This is a genomic window from Anaerotruncus sp. G3(2012) (genome assembly GCF_000403395.2).
GTDB lineage: Bacteria > Bacillota > Clostridia > Oscillospirales > Ruminococcaceae > Anaerotruncus.
The window spans coordinates 150,013-170,283 of the sequence record NZ_KE159674.1 but is presented as its reverse complement, the minus strand read 5'-3'; the positions used below and the strand labels follow the sequence as shown (position 1 = coordinate 170,283).

The 20,271-nt window shown below is 52.7% G+C and carries 18 protein-coding genes; 5 read left to right on the top strand and 13 right to left on the bottom strand.

From position 1 onward, the window contains the following. Nucleotides 1-105: 105 nt before the first annotated feature. The 13 genes from C814_RS14580 to C814_RS24180 all read right to left on the bottom strand — a co-directional run bounded on the left by C814_RS14580 (nucleotide 106) and on the right by C814_RS24180 (nucleotide 15,308). A complete protein-coding gene (locus C814_RS14580; protein ID WP_016316117.1) occupies nucleotides 106-588 on the bottom strand; it encodes a zinc ribbon domain-containing protein in 483 nt (160 codons plus the stop codon). Between the two features lie 174 nt (nucleotides 589-762). Continuing rightward, nucleotides 763-2,268 carry a coproporphyrinogen dehydrogenase HemZ gene (hemZ, locus tag C814_RS14575; RefSeq protein ID WP_016316116.1) on the bottom strand — a complete coding sequence of 502 codons (1,506 nt, stop codon included), beginning with the start codon at nucleotides 2,266-2,268 and terminating at the stop codon, nucleotides 763-765. Next, nucleotides 2,252-2,899, bottom strand: coding sequence for an MBL fold metallo-hydrolase (locus C814_RS14570; protein ID WP_016316115.1), 648 nt, complete (start codon nucleotides 2,897-2,899; stop codon nucleotides 2,252-2,254). The genes hemZ and C814_RS14570 overlap by 17 nt, the downstream gene beginning before the upstream one ends. Nucleotides 2,900-2,914: 15 nt before the next feature. Further along, nucleotides 2,915-3,373, bottom strand: coding sequence for a D-aminoacyl-tRNA deacylase (dtd, locus tag C814_RS14565; RefSeq protein ID WP_016316114.1), 459 nt, complete (start codon nucleotides 3,371-3,373; stop codon nucleotides 2,915-2,917). Nucleotides 3,374-3,385: 12 nt separating this feature from the next. After that, complete coding sequence (locus tag C814_RS14560) at nucleotides 3,386-5,587, bottom strand: RelA/SpoT family protein (RefSeq protein ID WP_016316113.1); 2,202 nt, start codon at nucleotides 5,585-5,587, stop codon at nucleotides 3,386-3,388. Nucleotides 5,588-5,624: 37 nt separating this feature from the next. After that, a complete protein-coding gene (recJ, locus tag C814_RS14555; protein ID WP_016316112.1) occupies nucleotides 5,625-7,661 on the bottom strand; it encodes a single-stranded-DNA-specific exonuclease RecJ in 2,037 nt (678 codons plus the stop codon). Between the two features lie 196 nt (nucleotides 7,662-7,857). Beyond that, nucleotides 7,858-8,742 carry a 4-(cytidine 5'-diphospho)-2-C-methyl-D-erythritol kinase gene (gene ispE / locus C814_RS14550; RefSeq protein ID WP_016316111.1) on the bottom strand — a complete coding sequence of 295 codons (885 nt, stop codon included), beginning with the start codon at nucleotides 8,740-8,742 and terminating at the stop codon, nucleotides 7,858-7,860. 255 nt (nucleotides 8,743-8,997) lie between these two features. After that, a complete protein-coding gene (locus tag C814_RS14545) occupies nucleotides 8,998-9,579 on the bottom strand; it encodes a dipicolinate synthase subunit B (RefSeq protein ID WP_369750560.1) in 582 nt (193 codons plus the stop codon). Between the two features lie 27 nt (nucleotides 9,580-9,606). Beyond that, nucleotides 9,607-10,701, bottom strand: a complete 1,095-nt coding sequence (locus C814_RS14540) for a recombinase family protein (RefSeq protein WP_016316109.1) — start codon at nucleotides 10,699-10,701, stop codon at nucleotides 9,607-9,609. 191 nt (nucleotides 10,702-10,892) lie between these two features. Further along, nucleotides 10,893-12,104 (bottom strand): hypothetical protein, encoded by a 1,212-nt coding sequence (locus C814_RS14535; protein WP_016316108.1) that lies wholly within the window; start codon nucleotides 12,102-12,104, stop codon nucleotides 10,893-10,895. Between the two features lie 326 nt (nucleotides 12,105-12,430). Next, complete coding sequence (locus C814_RS14530) at nucleotides 12,431-12,964, bottom strand: cysteine hydrolase family protein (RefSeq protein WP_016316107.1); 534 nt, start codon at nucleotides 12,962-12,964, stop codon at nucleotides 12,431-12,433. An 11-nt stretch (nucleotides 12,965-12,975) separates the two neighbouring features. Further along, a complete protein-coding gene (locus C814_RS14525) occupies nucleotides 12,976-13,533 on the bottom strand; it encodes a class I SAM-dependent methyltransferase (protein WP_016316106.1) in 558 nt (185 codons plus the stop codon). Nucleotides 13,534-14,411: 878 nt separating this feature from the next. Beyond that, nucleotides 14,412-15,308 (bottom strand): DUF6414 family protein, encoded by an 897-nt coding sequence (locus C814_RS24180; RefSeq protein ID WP_016316105.1) that lies wholly within the window; start codon nucleotides 15,306-15,308, stop codon nucleotides 14,412-14,414. A 394-nt stretch (nucleotides 15,309-15,702) separates the two neighbouring features. Between C814_RS24180 and C814_RS14520 the strand changes: the two genes are divergently transcribed. From C814_RS14520 to C814_RS14500, 5 genes are all read left to right on the top strand, one after another. Then, entirely contained in the window at nucleotides 15,703-16,368 is a 666-nt protein-coding gene (locus C814_RS14520) for a response regulator transcription factor (protein WP_016316104.1), read from the top strand. Further along, complete coding sequence (locus tag C814_RS14515; protein ID WP_016316103.1) at nucleotides 16,365-17,462, top strand: sensor histidine kinase; 1,098 nt, start codon at nucleotides 16,365-16,367, stop codon at nucleotides 17,460-17,462. Before C814_RS14520 ends, C814_RS14515 begins: the two co-directional genes overlap by 4 nt. Before the next feature lie 136 nt (nucleotides 17,463-17,598). Further along, on the top strand, nucleotides 17,599-19,032 hold the full coding sequence (locus C814_RS14510; protein ID WP_016316102.1) for an ABC transporter permease: 1,434 nt from the start codon (nucleotides 17,599-17,601) through the stop codon (nucleotides 19,030-19,032). A gap of 13 nt (nucleotides 19,033-19,045) precedes the next feature. Beyond that, the gene (locus C814_RS14505) at nucleotides 19,046-19,681 is read left to right on the top strand and encodes an ABC transporter ATP-binding protein (protein ID WP_016316101.1); all 636 of its coding nucleotides are present in this window, start codon (nucleotides 19,046-19,048) and stop codon (nucleotides 19,679-19,681) included. Next, nucleotides 19,681-19,944 (top strand): hypothetical protein, encoded by a 264-nt coding sequence (locus tag C814_RS14500; RefSeq protein ID WP_016316100.1) that lies wholly within the window; start codon nucleotides 19,681-19,683, stop codon nucleotides 19,942-19,944. The genes C814_RS14505 and C814_RS14500 overlap by 1 nt, the downstream gene beginning before the upstream one ends. Nucleotides 19,945-20,271: the final 327 nt, after the last annotated feature.

The window sequence follows — 20,271 nt, the reverse complement described above, 5'->3', positions numbered from 1 at the left end:
GTTGGTCCAATCCTTATAGGATCATATGCCCATTTTTGTGAATTCGCACAAGGCATTCTCTGTTGATCCAGGACTTATATCGGACAGAGGCACACAATCCGAGGGCTACGCCTGCGCATCCTCCGCTTTTTCTGCACTCTCAAGCTGGGCGGGTACCTTGGCCGCATCCGCTTCCTCTGCCTGGGCTGTTTCTGTCTCCTGCTCCGTCGGTGCCTCTTGCTCCTGCTTTTTCTCCAGACGGGCACCACACCGCGCACAGTAAAGCGCACCTACGGGGTTCGCCGCCAAGCACTCGCTGCATTTCACGACATTTTTCATCTCGTCGATCCGGTTGGTCAGCTCGGCAAGCTCTGTCCTCTGAGACTCAATCTCAGCAATGCACATGCTAATCAGCTCTTCGTTCTCGGTCCCCGCCTTGTTCAGCTCGTAAATGATCTCACCCAGCTTGAGGTAGTTCGCATCAATATCCCCGCGAAGCTGCGAAGCCTGTATCTTAAGGCGGGTCAGCTCAACGACCTCCTCGGTTTTGTTTCCCGCTACCTTCGCCAGGTCTTTCGCCTTTGCAAGGACTTCATCCAGTTTTCCCATAAACACTCCATTCCGCCGCTTCGCCCCGGCTGTTTCATCCTTTACCATGCGTTTCCGCTGCGAAGAAAAATTTGCGGACGCATCGTCTGTTTCGTCTTTGTTTTGAAAATCCTCTTTTATTATAGCGCAAAGAAACAGTTGTTACAAGTAGGTTTTTGGGAACAGGCTCAATTTTCATCCCCGCCCGTAGAACTGCCGGATTTTCTCCTTGCGCGCCCGGACGGTATCAAACCGTTCGATGTACTCATACGGATATTTATAATTGAAAACCCGCTCGATCCGGCCGTCTGAGCGGCGGCAGAGCTTGGTCGCTCCTCCCGCGCCGACCGCCAGAACGGTGTGGGAATCGTCCATGATATAGATATTGTAAAGCCCCTCGGTACCGGGCTTCGCATACCCCACATTCTCCAAACTTGAAAGGCTCCCCGCCTGCCGATAAAGGTAGTAGGGGTTCAGGCCTGCACTGGTGATCCGCTGGCGCGCCTCATCCACCATGCCGCACACCAGATCCAGCTCCGCGCGTGCCTGCGGGAAGGTCAGGTCTGCCGCCCGCTTGACCGTAAGGGTATGTACGGTGATATTTTCCGGAGCGAGCCGCAGAACCCCATCAAGCGTCCGGGAAAACCCTTCGCGGGTATCGGTCGGAAGCCCGGCGATCAGGTCCATATTGATGCTGTCAAACCCTTCGCTCCGCGCCATCTGATATGCCTCCAGCAGCTGCGCCGATGTGTGCCTGCGCCCAATCTCCCTAAGTACCCCCTCTTCGAGCGTCTGCGGATTGATGCTGATGCGGTGCGCACCGTGGGACCGGATCGTCCGCAGTTTTTCCGCGGTAACGGTGTCCGGACGCCCCGCCTCCACGGTATATTCCCAAAGGCCGCTCAGATCAAACGAATCAGAGATCGTATCCATCAGCCGCGCGAGCTGCTCGGCTGTGAGGGTGGTCGGGGTGCCGCCGCCAAAATAGACCGTCCGCAGCCGCAGCCCCAGTTCGGAAATAATCCGCGCAAGATCGGCCAGTTCCTCACAGAGCCGGTCGAGATAGGCGGGGATCAGCTTTGCCGCCCGACCTATCGAATGCGAAACAAACGAGCAGTATGCACACCGGGTCGGGCAGAACGGGATCGACACATAGAGCGAAAAATCCCGCTCGGAAAGCCGGGAAAGCAGCGGTCGTTCGATCCGCGCGGTGTCAAGTGCGAGCTGGAACCGCTCCTCGCTTACCTGCCGCTCCCCGATGAAATGCCGGCGCAGGGCGGGTTCATCCAGGCCGTTTTCCATCTGGGTGAGAAACAGCCTGACCGGGCGAATACCGGTCAATACCCCCCATTGGGGCGTCAGGCCGGTCAACTGGGAAAGCAATCCATAGAGCAGGGCTGCAAATTTGTGTTCGAGCTGTTTGGGAGGATCCCCCGGTCCAGCGCGGTCCTCCAGAAGGATCACCACCGGTTTTTTGTCCTCCCAGCCCGCTGCATCAGCAAACAGCCCGCTCTGCACACGGGCACGCAGGCGCGCACGCAAAAGCAGGCGCTGCCCGTCGAGCAGGGCGTAAAGGTATTCCCTTTCCACCCCATCGTCAGGCGCACCCTCGATCACCTCGATCTTTTCTCCGAAAAAAAAGGTTTGTGCAAGCCGCTGCAGTTCGTAGCCAAACCGGTGGCCCTTAATATAGAAGGTCATCCGGCGACATCCTCACATACTGGTTATACCTGCGCTCCTGCTCCAGCGTGCTCTCCGGCCCGTGTCCCGGCAGGACCCGGTAGTCCCCCGGCAGTGCGGCGAGCTTTTTCAGGGATTTGAGCATTGTCTGGTAGCTGCCGCCATAGAGGTCGCACCGTCCACAATCCCCGGCAAAGAGGGTGTCCCCGGTGAACAGCACTCCCCCGCAGCGATAGGTGATGTCCCCTTTGGTATGACCGGGGGTCAGGATAGCGGTAAACTCCAGATCTCCGGTCCGGACGGTATCGCCATCCTTCAGCATCAGATCAGCCTCCATCAGATAGGGGTCCTCCCCTGCCGGGAACCGCGCGGACGCGAGGCTCTTGCTCCGGTCGGTGAGCTGCTCGGCGTCCTGCTCACTGATGACGATTTTTGCCCCATACTTCTGTGCAATCGCCTTGACTCCGCCAATGTGGTCATAATGCCCGTGGGTCAGCAGGATATATTCCGGCTTCAGCCCTTTGGCGTCGAGAAAGCCGATCAATTTTTCCGGCTGTGCGCCCGGATCGACCATCGCACAGCCGCCGCCCTCTTCTGAAATGATATAACAGTTGGTCCCGATCGGGCCAACCGGCTTGATGTAAATTTCCATCTTCCCGCGCCTCCCTTATTTTTTCATGATCTCATCCGTATCCAGCAGGATGGTGACCGGACCGTCGTTGACCAGCGAAATCTGCATATCCGCCCGAAAAACACCGGTCTGAACTGTCGCGATTCCGGTGTCCTTCGCCGCTGCGACAAACCGTTCATAGAGTGAATTGGCCGCTTCCGGCCCAGCCGCATTGGTGAACGACGGGCGCCGCCCATGCCGCGCATCGGCACAGAGGGTAAAGTTGGAGACGACCAGCATCCCGCCGCCCACATCGAGCAGAGAACGGTTGAGCTTACCGTTTTCATCCTCAAAAATCCGCAGATTGGCCGACTTTTCCGCAAGGAAGTCGGCCTCATCAACCCCATCCTTCCCGGTCACGCCGAGCAGGATTAAAAGCCCCTGCCCGATCTCGCCGGCAATCCTTCCGCCGGTCTCGACCTTCGCGGACGAGACCCTTTGCAACACTGCTTTCATAAAAACTCCGTTCTACTGCACCGACCGCGAGACGCTTTCCACGCCCGGGATTTTAGACAGGTTATTGATGATAAACTGGAGCTGTTCGATGTCGCTGACCGTAAAGGTCACAGTGACAATGTTCTCTCCCTGCTTGGCCTCCCGCGCGACCAGCGTGGAAATCGAAATCCGCATACTGGAAAGCGCGACCGAAATATCCGCAAGCGATCCAATCCTGCCATCGGTGAGAATCTCGATTGTGCTCTTGAAGCTCTCCTTTTTGGCCGACTCCATCGCCCATTCGGAGTGCACCCACCGTTCGGCATTGTTGGGGTCATTGAGCGAATTGACGACATTCTGGCAGTCCTTCTTGTGGATCGAAACTCCATAGCCCCGGGTAACAAACCCGATGATCTCATCCCCCGGGAGCGGATTGCAGCACCGCGCAAATTTGACCAAGCAGCTGTCCAGCCCCTCGACGATCACGCCGCTCGAGGCCCGTCTGTTCTTGCGGGGCGGTACTTTTGTCGCCAGAACCCGCTCGGTGGGGTCCTCAGGCAGGTTGGAGCGGTATTGACGGGTAAAATCATCCTTGATCCGCGGCATGATTTTGGAAAGCAGCACGCCTCCATATCCGACTGCCGCGAGGAAGTCCTCCACCGCTTCAAAATGCTGGCGTCTGGCAATCCCCAGCAAAAACTCCTTCAGTTTCCCGTCAGGCAGGGAGATCATATTCCGCCGGAACTCCCGCTCCAGCTCGTTGCGTCCCTGCTCAATATTCTCCTCCCGGCGCTCCTTCTTGTACCAGTTGCGGATCTTATTGCGCGCCTGTGAAGTCTTGGCAATCTTGAGCCAGTCACGGCTGGGGGTGTGGTCCTTCGAGTTGGTCGTGATGATCTCGATGATCTGCCCGGTGTGCACCTTGGTGTCGAGCGCGACCATCCGACCGTCCACCTTCGCGCCCACCATCCGGTTGCCGACCTCGGTATGGATTGCATAGGCAAAGTCGATCACTGTCGAGCCTACAGGCAGGCTGATGACCCGCCCCTTCGGGGTGAACACATAGACCTCTTCCGGGGCAAGGTCGCTCTTGATCGAGTGGACGATATCCTCGACGTCGTCCGCCTCTTTCTGGTTTTCAATGAGCTGCCGAATCCATGCGAGCCGTTCTTCCAGCTTATCCTTGCCCGAGATGCCCGCCTTATACTTCCAGTGCGCCGCAATGCCGTATTCCGCCGTATGGTGCATATCCCAGGTGCGGATCTGCACCTCGAACGGAATCGCTTCCTTATCAATAACAGTGGTATGCAGGCTCTGGTACATATTGGGTTTCGGGGTGGAGATATAGTCCTTGAACCGGTTGGGGATCGGCTGGAACAGGTCGTGGATAATCCCCAGAACATTATAGCAGTCCATCACCGAATCGACAATGATCCGCACCGCATAGATATCAAAGATCTCCTCAAACGCCCTGCCCTGCATATACATCTTCCGGTAGATGCCATAGACGCTCTTGACCCGCCCGTCGATGTGGATTTCGCTGTATTCGGACGAAAGCCGCTCCCGGATTTTCTGTTTGATCTTCTCGAGGAAGTTCTGGCGGTCCACCTGCTTGAGCGCGAGCATCCGTTCGATCTCGCGGTAGGCAACTGGGTCGAGGTACCGCAGCGAGCGGTCCTCCAGCTCCTCCTTGACCGCGCGGATACCCAGCCGGTGTGCAAGCGGCGCATAGACTTCCATCGTCTCAAGCGCCTTGTCACGGCGTTTCTGCTCGGGCATGACCTCGATCGTGCGCATATTGTGCAGCCGGTCGGCCAGCTTGATGATGATGACCCGCACATCCTGCGCCATAGCCAGCAGCATCTTTCGGACGTTCTCCGCCTGCCGCTCCTCACGCGAGGTCTGATAGCTGATCTGCCCCAACTTGGTCACGCCGTTCACCAACAGGGCGACATCGCTGCCAAACTGCCGTGAAATCTGCTCAAGCGGGATTTCGGTATCCTCCACCACGTCATGGAGAAGCGCCGCCTGAATGCATTCGTCATCCATCCCCAGATCCGCCAGAATCATTGCCACCGCGATTGGATGGGAGATATACGGTTCCCCCGAAACCCGGCACTGCCCTTTGTGGGCAGCGTTGGCCAGATCGTATGCATTGATGATGCTGTTTTTGTCATGGGGCTTGCCGCTCCTGTCCAGAAGATCGAGCAGGTCCTGTATCTCGTAATATTTCATTGCTATCACTCCTACGACGGGTTTCCAAATTCCCGCATTACGCCTGCAATGCGCGCAGAATTTTTGAACTGGAGATGTCCACCTTTTCCGGATTGCGCACCACCGATAGGCTTTTCCCGCAGCTGCTGGGGCGGCAGGTGATCAGCCGCATCTCGTCAAGAACATCCAGCGCAATCTTGAGTTTGCACAGGCTGGAGATGCTTTCACAAAGCCGGGCATAGAGCAGCTCGTCGGACGCCTCCAACTCTCCTCTGGAACGCAGGTAACGGTAGACCACCGCAATCTCATCCCGGTTGGGACATACCTGCACACGCACTGGTTTTTCGAGCGTCTCCCTACGGGCAATCTGCTGATAGAGCTGCTCGGAATGGTGAATCTGGTCGTAATCAATTCCCGCCAGATGGATGTCTCTGATCTTGACCGAGACGCGCAGTTCCCCATTCCATTCCCCTACATCGGCTGTCACCGCGAGGTCAACCGCGTCCCCGGCCGCGTAGGGAAAGCTCTGCTGGGTCATCCCGAAATAGACCGCATAAAATACGACACCGTCTCCCGAAAACCGCAGGCGCAGATGCTTTCCGTCGCCAATCGGGTAGATTCCCTGGAGGGTGCAGTTTTTCACGACAAATACCGGCGTCTCGTTGCCCGAACCAAACGGCTCCAGCATCGAAAGCGGCTGTACCCCCTCGACTGTGAGAACACGCGGGGAAATCGTACAGTCGATCCGGAGGGTCTGCTGGGGCATCTGCGGGTGGTGCGCCTCCGCCCACCTGTTGATTGCCTCGATGAAATCTGAAATCCTGTCGGTCCTGACAGTCAATCCCGCTGCCTGGTTATGCCCGCCATAGCGGGTCAGATGTTCGGAACAGGCATTGATCGCGTCAATGATCGAGAACCCCTCGATACTCCGCCCCGACCCGCGGGAGGTCTCCCCCTCGATTGAAAGAACAATGCAGGGTTTTCCAAACCGCTCGACCATCCGGGATGCCACAATCCCAACGATTCCATGATGCCAGTTTTCCCCGCAGATCACAATGACCCGGTGGCGGAGCAGCTGTTCGTCTGCGTTGATCCGCTCCATGATCTGCGCGACGATCTGATCCTCGATCTCCCGCCGCTTCTCGTTGAGCGCATTGATCCCGCCGGCGAGGGTATCCGGTTCATCTGCACCGCCCGCAAACAGCTCAATCGCCTGGTCCGCCTGATCGAACCGCCCGGCAGAGTTGATCCTTGGCACAATCCCATAGGCGATATTTTCGCATGTGAGGGCTTTGTCTGCCATCCCGCAAACCCGAATCAGCGCGGCAAGCCCTTCGTTCCCGGTATTTTGCAGCAACTCCATCCCCCGCTGGACAATCAGCCGGTTCTCTCCCGACAGAGGCACAATGTCCGCAATCGTAGCGACTGTTACCAGGTCCCCATATTGGTCAAGCATCATCTCATCGTCCGAGCCTTCGAGTGCGCAAGCCAGCTTGAAGGCTACGCCCACTCCTGCCAGATACTCGCACCCGCTTTCATCGTCCAGCCGGTGCGGGTCGACGACCGCAACCGCCCGGGGCAGAACATCGCGCGGCTTATGATGGTCGGTAACGACCACATCCAGACCGATCGAAACCGCATAGTCAACCTCCTCGAGCGCGGTCACCCCATTATCGACCGTCACAACCAGTGAAACTCCGTAATCGTGGATCTGTTTGAGTGCATTTTTATTCATGCCATAGCCCTCGCGATCCCGATCGGGGATGTAGTAGCAGACATCCACACCCATCGACTCGAGATAGCTGTAAAGGAGCACCGTCGACATGATACCGTCGCAATCGTAGTCTCCGTAGACCGCCACCCGTTCGCCATCTTTCGCAGCCTGCCGGATGCGCGCGACCGCTTTGTCCATATCCTTCAGCGACATTGGGTCGGTGAGACTGCTCCCTGAAAGAAACGCGCCTGCTTTTTCTATTGTGTCATAGCCTCTTGCCGCCAGCACCCGCGCCACCAGAAGCGGTAGTTTCAGCCCTTCCGCAAGGCGAGTGGCAGTGGATTCATCTGACTTTTTGAAACTCCAATGTTTGATGGGCACACCGATTCCTCCGTAGCTCTCAATTTACATTTGCCCTGTAATCCAGATTCCTTATGTATCCCCTGGAACAAATCGAACTTTCAGAAGTTCATCGTCGAATTGGGACTATTTTAACACTTTTTTCAATAAAACACAATAGAATGCTCCAAAAGTCCTGATCTCCTCCACACAGAACTGGAACAAAGACGCATTTTGTTTAAAACAGATCCACAACGACGGCTCCGCAGCCAACCGGATGGGTCAGAAAAACCATGCCGGCCTGATCGTAGAGCCTGCGCATACAATGCCGCGCGTGCGACCGCTTCTCAAACAGCCCAAATACCGCCGATCCGCTTCCGCTCATCATCGCACCAGCGGCACCGCCCGAAAGCAGCCTTTCATGCAGCTTGCACACCTCATCAAGACCCGCAACTTCCTCTAATACATTATACATCCCTTTAGCCAGGCCATGCAAATCTCCCTCTTTCAGCTTTCTGAGCAGCAGTTCGGTATCGGGACGCCGTACCGCACCCTGCTGGTCATATCGGCGGTAGCTCTCCTTAGTCGAAACGCCCGCCGTCGGTTTGGCGACAACAATATGACACTTTGGCAGGTCTGGCAGCCGGGTCAACTGTTCCCCAATCCCGCGGGCCCGCTGAATCCCGCCCATAATGCAGAACGGCACATCCGCACCAATCTCCCTGCCCAGCCGGCAAAGCGTCTCCATGTCCGCACCGACCTCGAACAGCGCATTCATTCCCACCAGAACGCCCGCCGCATCTGCACTTCCTCCGCCCATGCCCGCCTGCATCGGCAGACGCTTCTGAATATCAATCGAGATTGCAGATGCATCCAGTCCGAACCGGTCAAAGAAAAGACGCGCGGCAATATGAGCATAATTGGTATCATCGCTCGGGACGCGCGGCCGGTCACAGGAGATGAAGATTCCCTTCCCGGACATACGGGTGATTGTCACTGTATCCCGCAGGTCAACCGCCTGCATAATGGTGTCAATCTCGTGATATCCATCCTCGCGCACACCTGTAATATCCAGCGAAAGGTTGATCTTTCCTGGCGCATCCACAATTACTGTTTTTTTCAAAATCCGCCACCTGCCTTTTCCATGCTCAAATGGCTCCCACGCAGTGGCCCATAGCATGTCTGTTTTATATACCGGCCATCGGGACGGGCGCGGCCTTCCCTGTCATTCACATATCGTCCTGACCATAACCTGGTATAATAGGTTATTATACCATGGATCTTTCTAATTCTCAATCCTTTACAACTCTTTGGAAGAATAAGAAAAAGCCTTGAAAACAGTTTTGCTTTCAAGGCTATGTTATGTTATCTATGACGACTACAAGCGCTGTCTCCACACCGGCTGTATCTGTTCGCCAGATGCAGCTGATAAAAGTGTGGGGGCAATCAGGTCAAAAAAAGCCACAGCCGAAGTGGGCTTGTTCTTCGGGTCGTCCTGTGCCATCGGAACAAAATAAACCTGCTTGACATTCATTAGCCGTCCGATGTTCTGTGCTGAACCTCCAAGCGCATCATTGGTTGAAACTGCCAAGATAAGCGGATTCCCATTGCGTAAACTCGATTTCGCAGCCATCGTTACTGGTGTATCGTTGATTCCATTGGCAAGCTTCCCCAATGTGTTGCCTGTACAGGGCGCAATTAACAGCAAATCAAGCAGATTTTTAGGCCCTATTGGTTCTACTTCCTCAATAGTGTGCCATATTTTTCTTCCACAGATTTCCTCTACCCGTTCGATCCAATCAGCAGCCTTACCGAAGCGGTTGTCCGAGCAATAGGAGATCGGAGAAAAAATCGGATAAATCTCATAAAATTCAGTCAACTTCTCCATCTGCGGAATCACCGATGACCATGTACAAAAGGAACCCGTCATTGCAAACCCGAGCCGTTTTTTCCCCATCATACACCGCTCCTTTCGTTCAGGCAGTTGTCAATCGTCGACAGGATGATCTCCCCTGCGGAAATCGGCGCTGTTTTTCCTGGTAGAGAAAGCGCCCAGATGGTCTTTCTCTGAAGTTCCGCCGCAGCTTCGAGATCCACCCCCCGTGGCTTCGAATATTGTTGGCGGGAGTGGTGTGCAAGAATGAAACTGGACCTCTACTGGCTGACCCTGTGGCAACTGTTGACTTCTTTCCTTACGAGACCTCCCATGCATTTTCAATATGGCCTGCACCTGGTCAAACAGCTCCTGCGGTACGATCGGCGCATGTGTGTTTGGAACTGTCACCCATTCCTCTGGTGGCAGGCAGACCTTTTTTCCCACCTTGTGGCTGATCTTCCGCGTGCGGTTCTGGGTGAGATGACCAGCATAGGTTGGATTGCTTAAAATACGCCTCACCGTCACATCGTTCCATCCTACGGATGAGTCCTTTTTTCTTCCAGATGGCGGAGGAATCTGCCTGGCGTTGAGCGCTCGTACCACCTGGCTGATCTGCCCTGTCCGCAGATAAGCCCGATAGATCATCCGCACCACCGGTGCTGCCTGCGGATTAATCCGGAGCCTCCCGCGCTGCTCCGGGTCTTTCTGGTAGCCAAACGGCGGCACAGAACCAATGAACTGTCCCGTCTCTTTTCGAACTGAGAGCGCTGCCCGTACCTTTTTGGAAATGTCTCTCGCATACATATCGTTGACAACCGAAAGGAACGGTGCAAGGTCGTTCCCCTCCTGTTCTCCGGTGTCGATCCGGTCATTGACCGCAATATACCGTACCCCATGTTCTGGAAAGTATCGCTCGAGAAAATGCCCGGTCTGGATATAGTCCCTTCCCAGGCGGGAGAGATCCTTGGTAATCACTGTACCAACCCGCCCTGCTTCGATTTCCTGCACCATCTGCTGAAATGCAGGCCGCTCAAAACTGGTGCCGCTCCATCCATCGTCCACAAAAATTCCCGTAACCACGAAACCATGCTCCTGTGCATAGCGAAGCAGATATGCCCTCTGGTTGGCGATACTCTGCGATTCCATCTGCCGTTCGCCATCCTCCCGCGAAAGTCTTAGATAGAGCGCTGTTCCTCTTTGATCCACGCTGCTTTTCCTCCCCTGTCATCCAAGATGTTTCTCTCCTGCGGAAAACATTCCGCAGAAATCGGCGCATTGCGGCTTTACACCACTATATGCGGCAGGGAAGGATGTCCTTGCTGAAAAAAGCAGAAGGTCCGGGACGAAACTGTCCCGGGCCTCCCCGATCTGCCAGTCCGCTAAAATCGGACAAGCTGTTATTTTCTGTTCGTTTTGGCGGCCAGTGCGCCCGCAGCCGCGAGGGATGCGATCCCCGCCATAACAGCCGCATGAATCATATCGCCTGCACCTGTGCCCGGGTTCTCCTTGTCAGCATTGGTGGAATCACCGGAGGTGTTCTCCTGTGCATCCGAAACGGCGAACCCATCTTTGATCGGCTGATCGGTCACGACAAAAGTGTCCAGCTTGTTGGTGCGGAAATTGAGGGTGTTGTCCTCCGCGTTGAAGGTCGCGTTGATCCGGTACATCTTTCCATCTGCATAGCGGTATGTGTACAGCTTGGCGAAATCATCCGCAACGTCTGAAACATCCAGGGATACCTTGCCGGTTGCTTGGAAGGACGGCTTACCCGCAAACCGGAAGAACTTGAAGTCCTGATCCGGCAGCTTGGAGAGGATTTCCTTGATGCCCGCATTCGAAAATACCATATTTTTAGTCGGCTCGTCGGTCACATTGACAGTGAACTGCCAGCCGGCGCCCGCCAGGGTGACGTTCTTATAGTCGTTGAGTTTCGCAATTTTGTTGAACTGCTCCTTGGTGATGACCGGGCGGTCGTTGTCGATCTCCACAATGTCGCCCTTGTCCAGGTCGTTGATATAGTCGTCATTGCTCTCGTCGTAGCCGTAGGAGAACTTAACCTCCTGGCTGAACACCGAAAGATTGTTGGATTTGCGCACCAGCTTGACGTTGTATTTTACGTCGACCGGTTTTGCCGGAGTGGTGTCCTTCACCTCAACAAAGAGGTAGTAATTGCCTTTGTATTCCTCGATCTTGAAGGTTTTAACGCCCGACGCACTTACCCGGGTGTAGGTAAACTTATAGTCTTTGAGCAGCTCGTCGCTGATCGCCACCTGTTTTCCGCCTACCTCGACATAGGCCGGGAACCGGTACTCCTTACCCGGCTCAAGGATCGTCTCACTGAGCAGGCTGCCTTCGTCATCCGCCTTGAATACAAATGCGGAAGGCTCTACCGCAGGGGTCTCATCCTCGGAACTGGAGGAATCATCCGAAGAGGTGTCCTCGGACGAACTGTCAGACGAAACGTCCGACGAACTCTCATCCGAAGAAGTCTCGGAAGAGCTTACAATCGAAGAGCTGCTGGACTCATCGGACAGATCCTCGGCAAAAGCAGCCACGCTCATCGACATCATAGAAGAAACTGCAAGCAGCATCGCAATCGCTTTTTTCATGGTTTAGGTGCCTCCTGAAAGAAAAGTTTCGATCCGCAGCGCCCATCGTCGGGGCCGCTTGGAACGTGTCTCAGTATATCCGAGGCAAAGCGATTTTTCAAGAGGTTTTTGTTACCAGATTGTCATTTTTATTGTATTATTTTTATATAAAAATTCAACTTAGTTTATAAAAACTATCTATTTTTTATATTTTCAAAATATATGCAGGACAATCCGCCTGATCTATGGAATCTTCCTTCCATTCGCAGACATGCTTACTGCCGCATTTACAGATTCCCGTGGATACCGCCGGTTTTTGGAGGGGGAGGGGGTATTCCAGAAGGAGTTCAGTGCTCCTGCCGTCCGGATTCTAAAAGCTTCACCGCCTCACCAAGCTCCACGCAACGTGCATAGCGCCGGTTCCACATCATTTCATTATAATATCGATAGGTCTTTTCTGCGGCCAGAAACGCATTATCCTCGGTCGTATTGCAGCCTGCCGGGACGATCATCTCAAACCCATGCTCAAAGCCACATTTGACCGTCGCGTCAATACAGTAATCGGTCTGTAGCCCCACGATCATAACGCTGTTTTCCTGTTTCTCCCTCAGATATTCCAACAACCCACTGCCTTTAAAGGCTCTGTTGACCCGTTTGTCAAAAATTTTCTCCCCCTGCATGGGTGCGGCCTCTTTCGAGATTTCAAAACCAGGGACACCTCTTGTCAGCTCTATCCCATCATCATGCCGGACATAAATGACCTCGCCCCCCTGTTCCCGCGCAGTGGAAATCAGTTTTTTGACACGTTCCAAAAATGTTTTGCACCGGTACATCTTTTCTGTTACAAGCATTTCCTGTGTGTCAACCACGAGCAGAACCATTTTAACCCTTCTTATTTTAACGCCCGGATCATTGGTGTATGGTCATCCCCGGGCAGGTACCCCACTACCTCAACCTGTCCAAAACCGGCGGCTTTCATCGACTGTATCTCATGTTCGAGCGTGAGGGGTGTGTCAAAATGTATAGACCTGTCGGATGTAATCCCGTCGCGCAGCCGCCGCCTTTCGCACTCCGAAGCGCACAGCGTCTCGATCTCCTGCGTTTTTGCGACGTAATCACACTCCAGATAGACCCCGCCGGGCTTCAAACTGCCATACAGTTTGGAAAAAAGCTGGGTCTTTTTCTCTGCGGAGAAATGATGCAGCGTCTGGAAAGAAACTGCTGCATCAAAATGCGCGCTTTCAAACGGATGGAGAAAATAATCCTCCTGAATGACGGTCAGTGCCCGCCCGCCATGCTTCTGGACAAGTCTGTCGAGCATCTTTTCCGAAAGGTCAATGCCCGTCACTTGTAGAGACGGGAACCGCTGAAAGACCGTGTCCAATTCCAAGCCGCTTCCACAGCCAATATCGAGCAGTGTTCCGATCCCGTCCGGCAGCAGTTCCGCCATCCACTGGTAGTGTGCCTGCCATGGAGGTACACATCCTGTCCTTGAAAATGGTTGATATATCTGGACTTTCAGCAGATACCCCCGCAAATGTACTACTTGTTTACTACTTTTGCGGTCTGGACGATAACACCCGCCTCGGCACGATATGGACGATAAAGGGCAAGACACAGATAGACGTGCCTTGCCCTTTTTGCCGTTGTTGGCATTTCCGTCGTCGGATAATCCGACAACGGGAAAACCGACGTCGGAAAATCCAACACAATAAAATATAGATATAAGTAACTAAAGATAAAATCAAGTAAAGACTTATCAATTACCCATTCCTTTCCTATCCTTTCCGCTACCCTTCCCGTTGAGGAACGGGCGGCAAAGCCGCCGGAAAGGAATGGAACGGAAGCGAGACACAGGGAGATTAAATAGCAGCAGGGGGGTATCATGGGCGTTATCTGACCCACTGGAAGCGTACAGACGCGAAGCGGGTGTACGGTTTCTGCGGGTGTCGCAAGAGGGCCGTGGCCCTCTTGCGTGACAGTACAGTTTCACAGCCCAGCAGAAGCCGGGACAGGAGTGCCGGGGCGTTGGCCTCCCGCCCTGGCGTTTCCATGCCTATTTCTATGCATTTAGAACCTCATTTTTGAGGGTATAGGTCAAATCGTATTGCACCCTGTGTGACCGCCGCTTGGAAGTCTTGAAAATAGGGTGCTGAACAGGCCCTAAATGCGTAGGCTGGTGGGCTAATTGGGGACTATCAATTAAATTTGTTTTCCATCATTACTCTGATAATGCACACAGATGCACCGATTATGTTTCCACCAGTATTTTTTGATGTACGCCATGTTTTCAGGAGTAACCTGAAAAATTCAAATATAAACTGGAAATTATTGACCGTAATAAATCGCAATGGGATGAACGACAAATAAATCCTTTTCCTTTGTGGGTAACATAGATACTAAGGCCTGATTTACTAACGTTTGTAATTGTGAAAAAATATTTTCACTTGTAGCGTCACTTGTCTCACCGATTACATTGGTGATATAGCCTACACAAGTGATATACCCACCATGTTTGAACCCCATTGTTTGCGGATTATCCCTAAAGTACTTATCTTCCAACGGAATCAGATACCCATCATGCGAAACAAGCATCCGATCATAAGGAATCATTTGTCGAATAGCTTTGATGATTTCCGCTATATCATCATATTGTTTGTCATTAGCATCAAGCAGCTTTTTTATTTCTTTTTTTACATCTACACCGCCTTTTCTCTGTTGTCCACGATTCAATTCGCTCGAAACACTTTCATTTAATTCTTGTTCAATTTTTTCTCGCTCCGATTTTTTTAGGAAATCTATAAAAGAACCTTTCGAAAAGAGCCCCTCAATATACACCAAATCAACAAACTCGAACGCTTGGGTTAGTTCAACATAAGAACCCAAGTCTGCATTTTCTAAACTCAAGTCATATTCCCCACGTATTTGCTTGTAAGCAATATCAAATGCAGCGTCGTGCAAGGTTTTGGTTGCGATTTCTTTTAATACAGTTTGAGAATGCTTATTGAACGATACTTCTCCAGTTCCACTTAATTCTGCCTGTGCTTGCGCAAACTTCCATATCCCGCCACTTGCGGAGCCGTTAAACGTTAGACTTCCAGTTTTTCCACGTTCATCGCCACTGGTATCTTCATGTTCGCTGGCAGTTTCCAGCACAAGCCCTTTATCTTTTTGGGCAATGATTGAATTAACAATGTCTGTATCAAGATAAATAAATTGTTTCATTTCTTCTCCTTTTCTGTCGCTATTTGATTTATCGTATCAACGCCGCAATATAAGTATTTCGGTAGTCTGACTACGATAGAAGCCGTGAGTCTAATCTATTGGCGAACTTTGTGCAACTCTGGGCAACTACAGCCAACTACTAATATGTTACTCTACTTTCATAAATACGTCAAGTGATTAGGAAACCATAAAGGGTTTGGGACTATCCCAACAAGCAAAAACGGACACGGCCCGGCAAGGGCGGATTTGGACGTTTTTCGGGAGTGTGGCTACACTCCCTATGCTTGCTCTGAAAGCGTTCCCCTTAATTTTACAACGGGAGAAACAAAGTTTACTATCATTTCATATCCATTCCACATTCCCGTGTTACACTATTTCCAAAGGAGGCGAGTTAATGGCAACGTTACTGATTGTTGAGGACGACCGCAAGACCAACGATGCGATTTGTGAATACCTAAAGCCCACAGGCCACAAGGTTATCCCAGCTTACGACGGTGTGGAGGCGTTACAGCTTTTCCGTGAGAACAGCATCGACCTTGTTGTGCTGGATATTATGCTACCCCATGTCAGCGGCCTGTCCATTCTGCATGAGATACGGCGGACAAGCGCAACGCCCATTCTGATGCTTACGGCTCTTGAGGACGAATATACCCAGGTCATGAGTTTTGATGAACAGGCGGACGATTACATGACAAAGCCCTTTTCTATGGTATTGCTGGGGAGGCGGATCACCGCCCTCCTGCGGCGGAGTGGGCAGGCCCCGTTACCCCAAACGATAACCTTTGGTGATGTGACCGTTGATTTCTCCGGCTATACCGCCAGTGACCGCGCCGGGAAAATCGACATCATGCCAAAGGAAATTGATTTGCTCCGGCTGCTGGTGGAGCATAGGGGGCTGGTACTGACCCGTTCGCAGATTTTGGACGAACTGTGGGGCGCTGACTATCCGATCATCGACCGAACCGTGGACACTTATATCAAAAATCTGCGGAAGAAACTGCGGCTTGACTGTATCGTAACAGTCAAGGGTATCGGCTATAAATATGAGGTGCAGCCATGAAACGCTTAAAATTGTTTCCGAAGATATTTCTCTATACCATGAGCATCATGTTATTTGTCGTTGTTGTCACGCATGGGCTGATCTATCTGCTTGCCCCACAGATGCAGCTTGCATTGAGTACCCAAGATGATGTTGTTGTCAGCATCCGGCAGGAGCAGTTTGTGACCGAGGCAGTAGAAAAAGCCCTGCCTATCTCGTTAATCTGTTCCCTGCTGATTTCCGTTGTCTGTTCCCTCCTGTTTTCCAAAGCGATTGCCGACCCTATCAAGAAGATTTCTGCGTCAACCGAGCAGATGATGAAATTAGACCACGGAGCAAGCTGCCCTATCCATACAAAGGATGAAATTGGTACACTGGCGCAGAACGTCAATGATCTGTACTCTAATCTGCTGTCTACCATTGAACATTTAGAACGGGAAAAAGACGCTGTGCGTGATATGGAGCGGGCCAAGGTGGACTTCCTGCGGGCGGCGTCCCATGAACTGAAAACACCCGTGACCGCACTGAACGCCACCCTGGAAAATATGATTTTGGGCGTGGGGAAATATCAGGATTATGCTACTTATCTCCCAGAGTGCAAAGAAATGGTGGAGCAGCTTTCCGGGATGGTACATGAAATTTTGGAAACCTCCAAGCTGAACACTACCGATGAACCAGCGAAACTGATTGACATAGCGGAGCTGATGGCAGAACTGTGTGCGCCGTATCAGATGATTGCGGCAGCGCATCAAATCATCTTCTCTCTTGATCTGCCGGAACAATTTCCCGCGACACTTCCGGCTGGCCGATTTAGCAAGGCGGTATCGAATGTTCTTGCAAATGCTGTTGCTTATACGGAAGCCGGAAAATCCGTTTCTGTCTATATGGACGAAAACTGCCTAATCATTGAAAACGAATGTGACCCTATCCCTGATCGTGAAATTCGCCGCCTGTTTGAACCGTTCTATCGTCCAGACTTCTCCCGAAGCCGGGAGAGCGGCGGCAATGGCCTGGGCCTCTATATCGTGGATACGATCTTGACCTCTATGAATATTTTCTATGCCTTTGCACCGATGAAATCCCCGTTGGGGATGCGATTTACCATCCATCTATAAGCGTGAAAAACTCTCCAGCCGGGGAGTTTTTTCATTTCCACCACAATTCCATCTCCGTTTCATACCCATTCCACATTGGGATGCTATTCTACGGGTGCGTTCAGAAGAACAGCACAACAATATGGAGGTATCAAACATGAGTATTTTCAAAAGGGCGTTTCTATACGTCACACGAAAACGGGGGAAAACCATTCTCCTGTTCGCCATCCTTCTGATTATGGCAACCCTTGTCCTGACGGGGCTTTCCATCTGGAAAGCGTCGGAGGCCACGCAACTCGACCTGCGGCAGAGCCTGGGCGGCAAATTTGACGTTTTCGTAGATTGGAACAACAGCCCCTATGTAGTCAAAGAAACTGTCAAAGAGGAGTACGACGAGGAAACCGGCAAGGCAAGCAACGGCTTTATTATGTATTCCACCGTACAATTTACCCCGGAGAACATTGCCGCCATCAAAGGCGTTCCCGGCGTAAAGTATTGCAGCGCAAGGCAGGACAATCTTTTGCCGTTTGATGGGCTTTCCCTGTTTCCCGGGACAATCTCAACCGACGCAAAATATCAGGGATATACAAAGGCCCTGGGCGTCTGCAACACGGAAGATGATGAACTTTTCACCACCGGCACACTGACGCTGGCAGAGGGACGGCATATTACCACTGACGATACCCATGTGGCAATCATCAGCCAGGACTTGGCGGAAAGAAACGAGTTGAAGATCGGGGATTATCTCACCGCCCACAGTTACAGCGTGGAAGATCAGGGCTTTACCGGGCTGGAAATCAGGATACAAATTATTGGACTGTTTACCCCTCATGCGGTGGAACAGTTTGGGGAAACTGTCACCACCTATGACAAAATCCAGAACCGAGTGTTTGTGGATTTGCAGTCCTCGAAAGAGTTTGACGGCGAAGAAATCAACTATGGATTTTCCGCGCTCCATGTCACCATAGACGACCCGCAGGACATGGCGCGGGTCGTAGCCGAAGTCAAGGCCCTGCCGGGTATCGACTGGAAAGCCTTTACTGTGGAGATGGACAATGAAACTTACGAAAACGCCGCCGCTCCGCTGGCTACGCTGAATGAATTGGTCGTGACCCTTCTGGTGGTGATTATCGTTGTCAGCGCCATCATTCTGGCCTTGATATTGACCCTTTGGACAAAGACACGTATTCACGAAATCGGCGTGTTCTTGTCCGTTGGTATCAGAAAATCGGCCATCATCGGCCAGTATTTGATTGAGGTGCTGCTGATCGCCGTCCTCGCCTTTGGCCTGTCCTACTTCACCAGCAACGCCATAGCGGGACAAATCGGCAACCACCTGTTGGAGCAGAGTATGCAGACGGAGCCGGAGGATGATAACGATGTTGTAGCTGCTGCCGCGGTTGATGTGGGCGCGGATAATCTGCTTCAAAAGCCCCTGCCTACGGAGAACGGCATTCAGGTGTCCGTTGGACTGGACAACCTCGCCCAACTCTATCTGATCGGCCTTGCCATTGTCATTGTGGCCGTCAGTACATCGTCCATCACGGTCATGCGGCTGAAACCCCGTGAAATCCTGTCAAAAATGAGCTGAAGGAGGGACTATCATGCCTACATTGGAATTGAAAAATGTTTCTTACGCCTATGAAAAGGGTAAGGCGGTTTTGCAGAACGTCAGCGGGTCACTGGAAACCGGGAAGATGTATGCCATCCTCGGCCCGTCCGGGTCGGGCAAGACCACGCTGCTGTCCCTGCTGGGCGGGCTGGATGTGCCGACACAGGGCAGCGTCCTGTTTGACGGCGAGGATATTGCGGCAAAGGGCCTGGAACATCACCGCAGGAACCATATCTCGCTGATTTTCCAAAGTTATAACCTGATCGACTACATGACGCCTGTTGAAAATGTACGGCTCACCGCCAAGCTGGACGCCGCCCCTATTTTGGAGCGGCTGGGGCTGGAGCAGGACGAGATCACCCGGAATGTGCTGAAACTGTCCGGCGGACAACAGCAGCGGGTGGCGATTGCGCGGGCGTTGGCCTCCGATGCCCCGGTCATTCTGGCGGACGAGCCGACCGGGAACCTGGATGCTGACACCGCCGAGGAAATCACAGCGATTTTGAAAGAGAGCGCCCATGCGTTCGGTAAGTGCGTGGTGGTCGTGACGCACTCTGGCGAGGTGGCAAAGCAGGCGGATGTGGTGCTGGAAATCAAACGGGGACATTTGAAAGAGAGGGAAATGTGATGAAGAAAATTACTGCTATTTTGGCGTGTATGCTGGTCTGCTTCTTGCTGTTCACCGGCTGTACCAATCTGAAAGACGGAAGCGATCAGGACACAAACGTGGGGAACTCCGTGGAAATTGATGATACAGACATTGAGATCGACACCGAACCGGGGCTGGACACCGAGGACAATTCCGACAATGTAACCTTATCTGACGGCTTTACTTACAGCTTCCGCGACCCGGATAATGCGGACGGCATTGTAGTCACACCGAGGGAGTAAGAAAAAATTCCCGTTTCACACAGGTTCCATATTGGCTTTATATAGGTTCCACATGGCGGCGGTACTTTGGTAAAAAGTGCCGCCGCTGTGATTTTGGCGGCTTTGGGAGGTAGCCGCTATGTGGGTATTACACTGTAGACAACTAGGAAAGCAGTTGTCAAAAAAATCCCAGCCTCCACCGGGGACTATTGCGACCACGAGTACGTACTATACAGTGTAGGTTCTATACATTATTGTTCATCTTTTGCCCGGCGGGTTTCTGACCTGCCGGGCGATTTTTGTCGTTTTCTGCGGCCCGAAAATTTTTCTTCACTTTTATCTCTGCGG

Bases quoted from the DNA above. Each gene is read 5' to 3' on its own strand.
- C814_RS14580 (WP_016316117.1), bottom strand. From the start codon at position 588: ATGGGAAAACTGGATGAAGTCCTTGCAAAGGCGAAAGACCTGGCGAAG.
- hemZ (WP_016316116.1), bottom strand. From the start codon at position 2,268: ATGACCTTCTATATTAAGGGCCACCGGTTTGGCTACGAACTGCAGCGG.
- C814_RS14570 (WP_016316115.1), bottom strand. From the start codon at position 2,899: ATGGAAATTTACATCAAGCCGGTTGGCCCGATCGGGACCAACTGTTAT.
- dtd (WP_016316114.1), bottom strand. From the start codon at position 3,373: ATGAAAGCAGTGTTGCAAAGGGTCTCGTCCGCGAAGGTCGAGACCGGC.
- C814_RS14560 (WP_016316113.1), bottom strand. From the start codon at position 5,587: ATGAAATATTACGAGATACAGGACCTGCTCGATCTTCTGGACAGGAGC.
- C814_RS14545 (WP_369750560.1), bottom strand. From the start codon at position 9,579: ATGATGGGGAAAAAACGGCTCGGGTTTGCAATGACGGGTTCCTTTTGT.
- C814_RS14535 (WP_016316108.1), bottom strand. From the start codon at position 12,104: ATGAAAAAAGCGATTGCGATGCTGCTTGCAGTTTCTTCTATGATGTCG.
- C814_RS14530 (WP_016316107.1), bottom strand. From the start codon at position 12,964: ATGGTTCTGCTCGTGGTTGACACACAGGAAATGCTTGTAACAGAAAAG.
- C814_RS14525 (WP_016316106.1), bottom strand. From the start codon at position 13,533: ATGGCGGAACTGCTGCCGGACGGGATCGGAACACTGCTCGATATTGGC.
- C814_RS24180 (WP_016316105.1), bottom strand. From the start codon at position 15,308: ATGAAACAATTTATTTATCTTGATACAGACATTGTTAATTCAATCATT.
- C814_RS14520 (WP_016316104.1), top strand. From the start codon at position 15,703: ATGGCAACGTTACTGATTGTTGAGGACGACCGCAAGACCAACGATGCG.
- C814_RS14515 (WP_016316103.1), top strand. From the start codon at position 16,365: ATGAAACGCTTAAAATTGTTTCCGAAGATATTTCTCTATACCATGAGC.
- C814_RS14510 (WP_016316102.1), top strand. From the start codon at position 17,599: ATGAGTATTTTCAAAAGGGCGTTTCTATACGTCACACGAAAACGGGGG.
- C814_RS14505 (WP_016316101.1), top strand. From the start codon at position 19,046: ATGCCTACATTGGAATTGAAAAATGTTTCTTACGCCTATGAAAAGGGT.
- C814_RS14500 (WP_016316100.1), top strand. From the start codon at position 19,681: ATGAAGAAAATTACTGCTATTTTGGCGTGTATGCTGGTCTGCTTCTTG.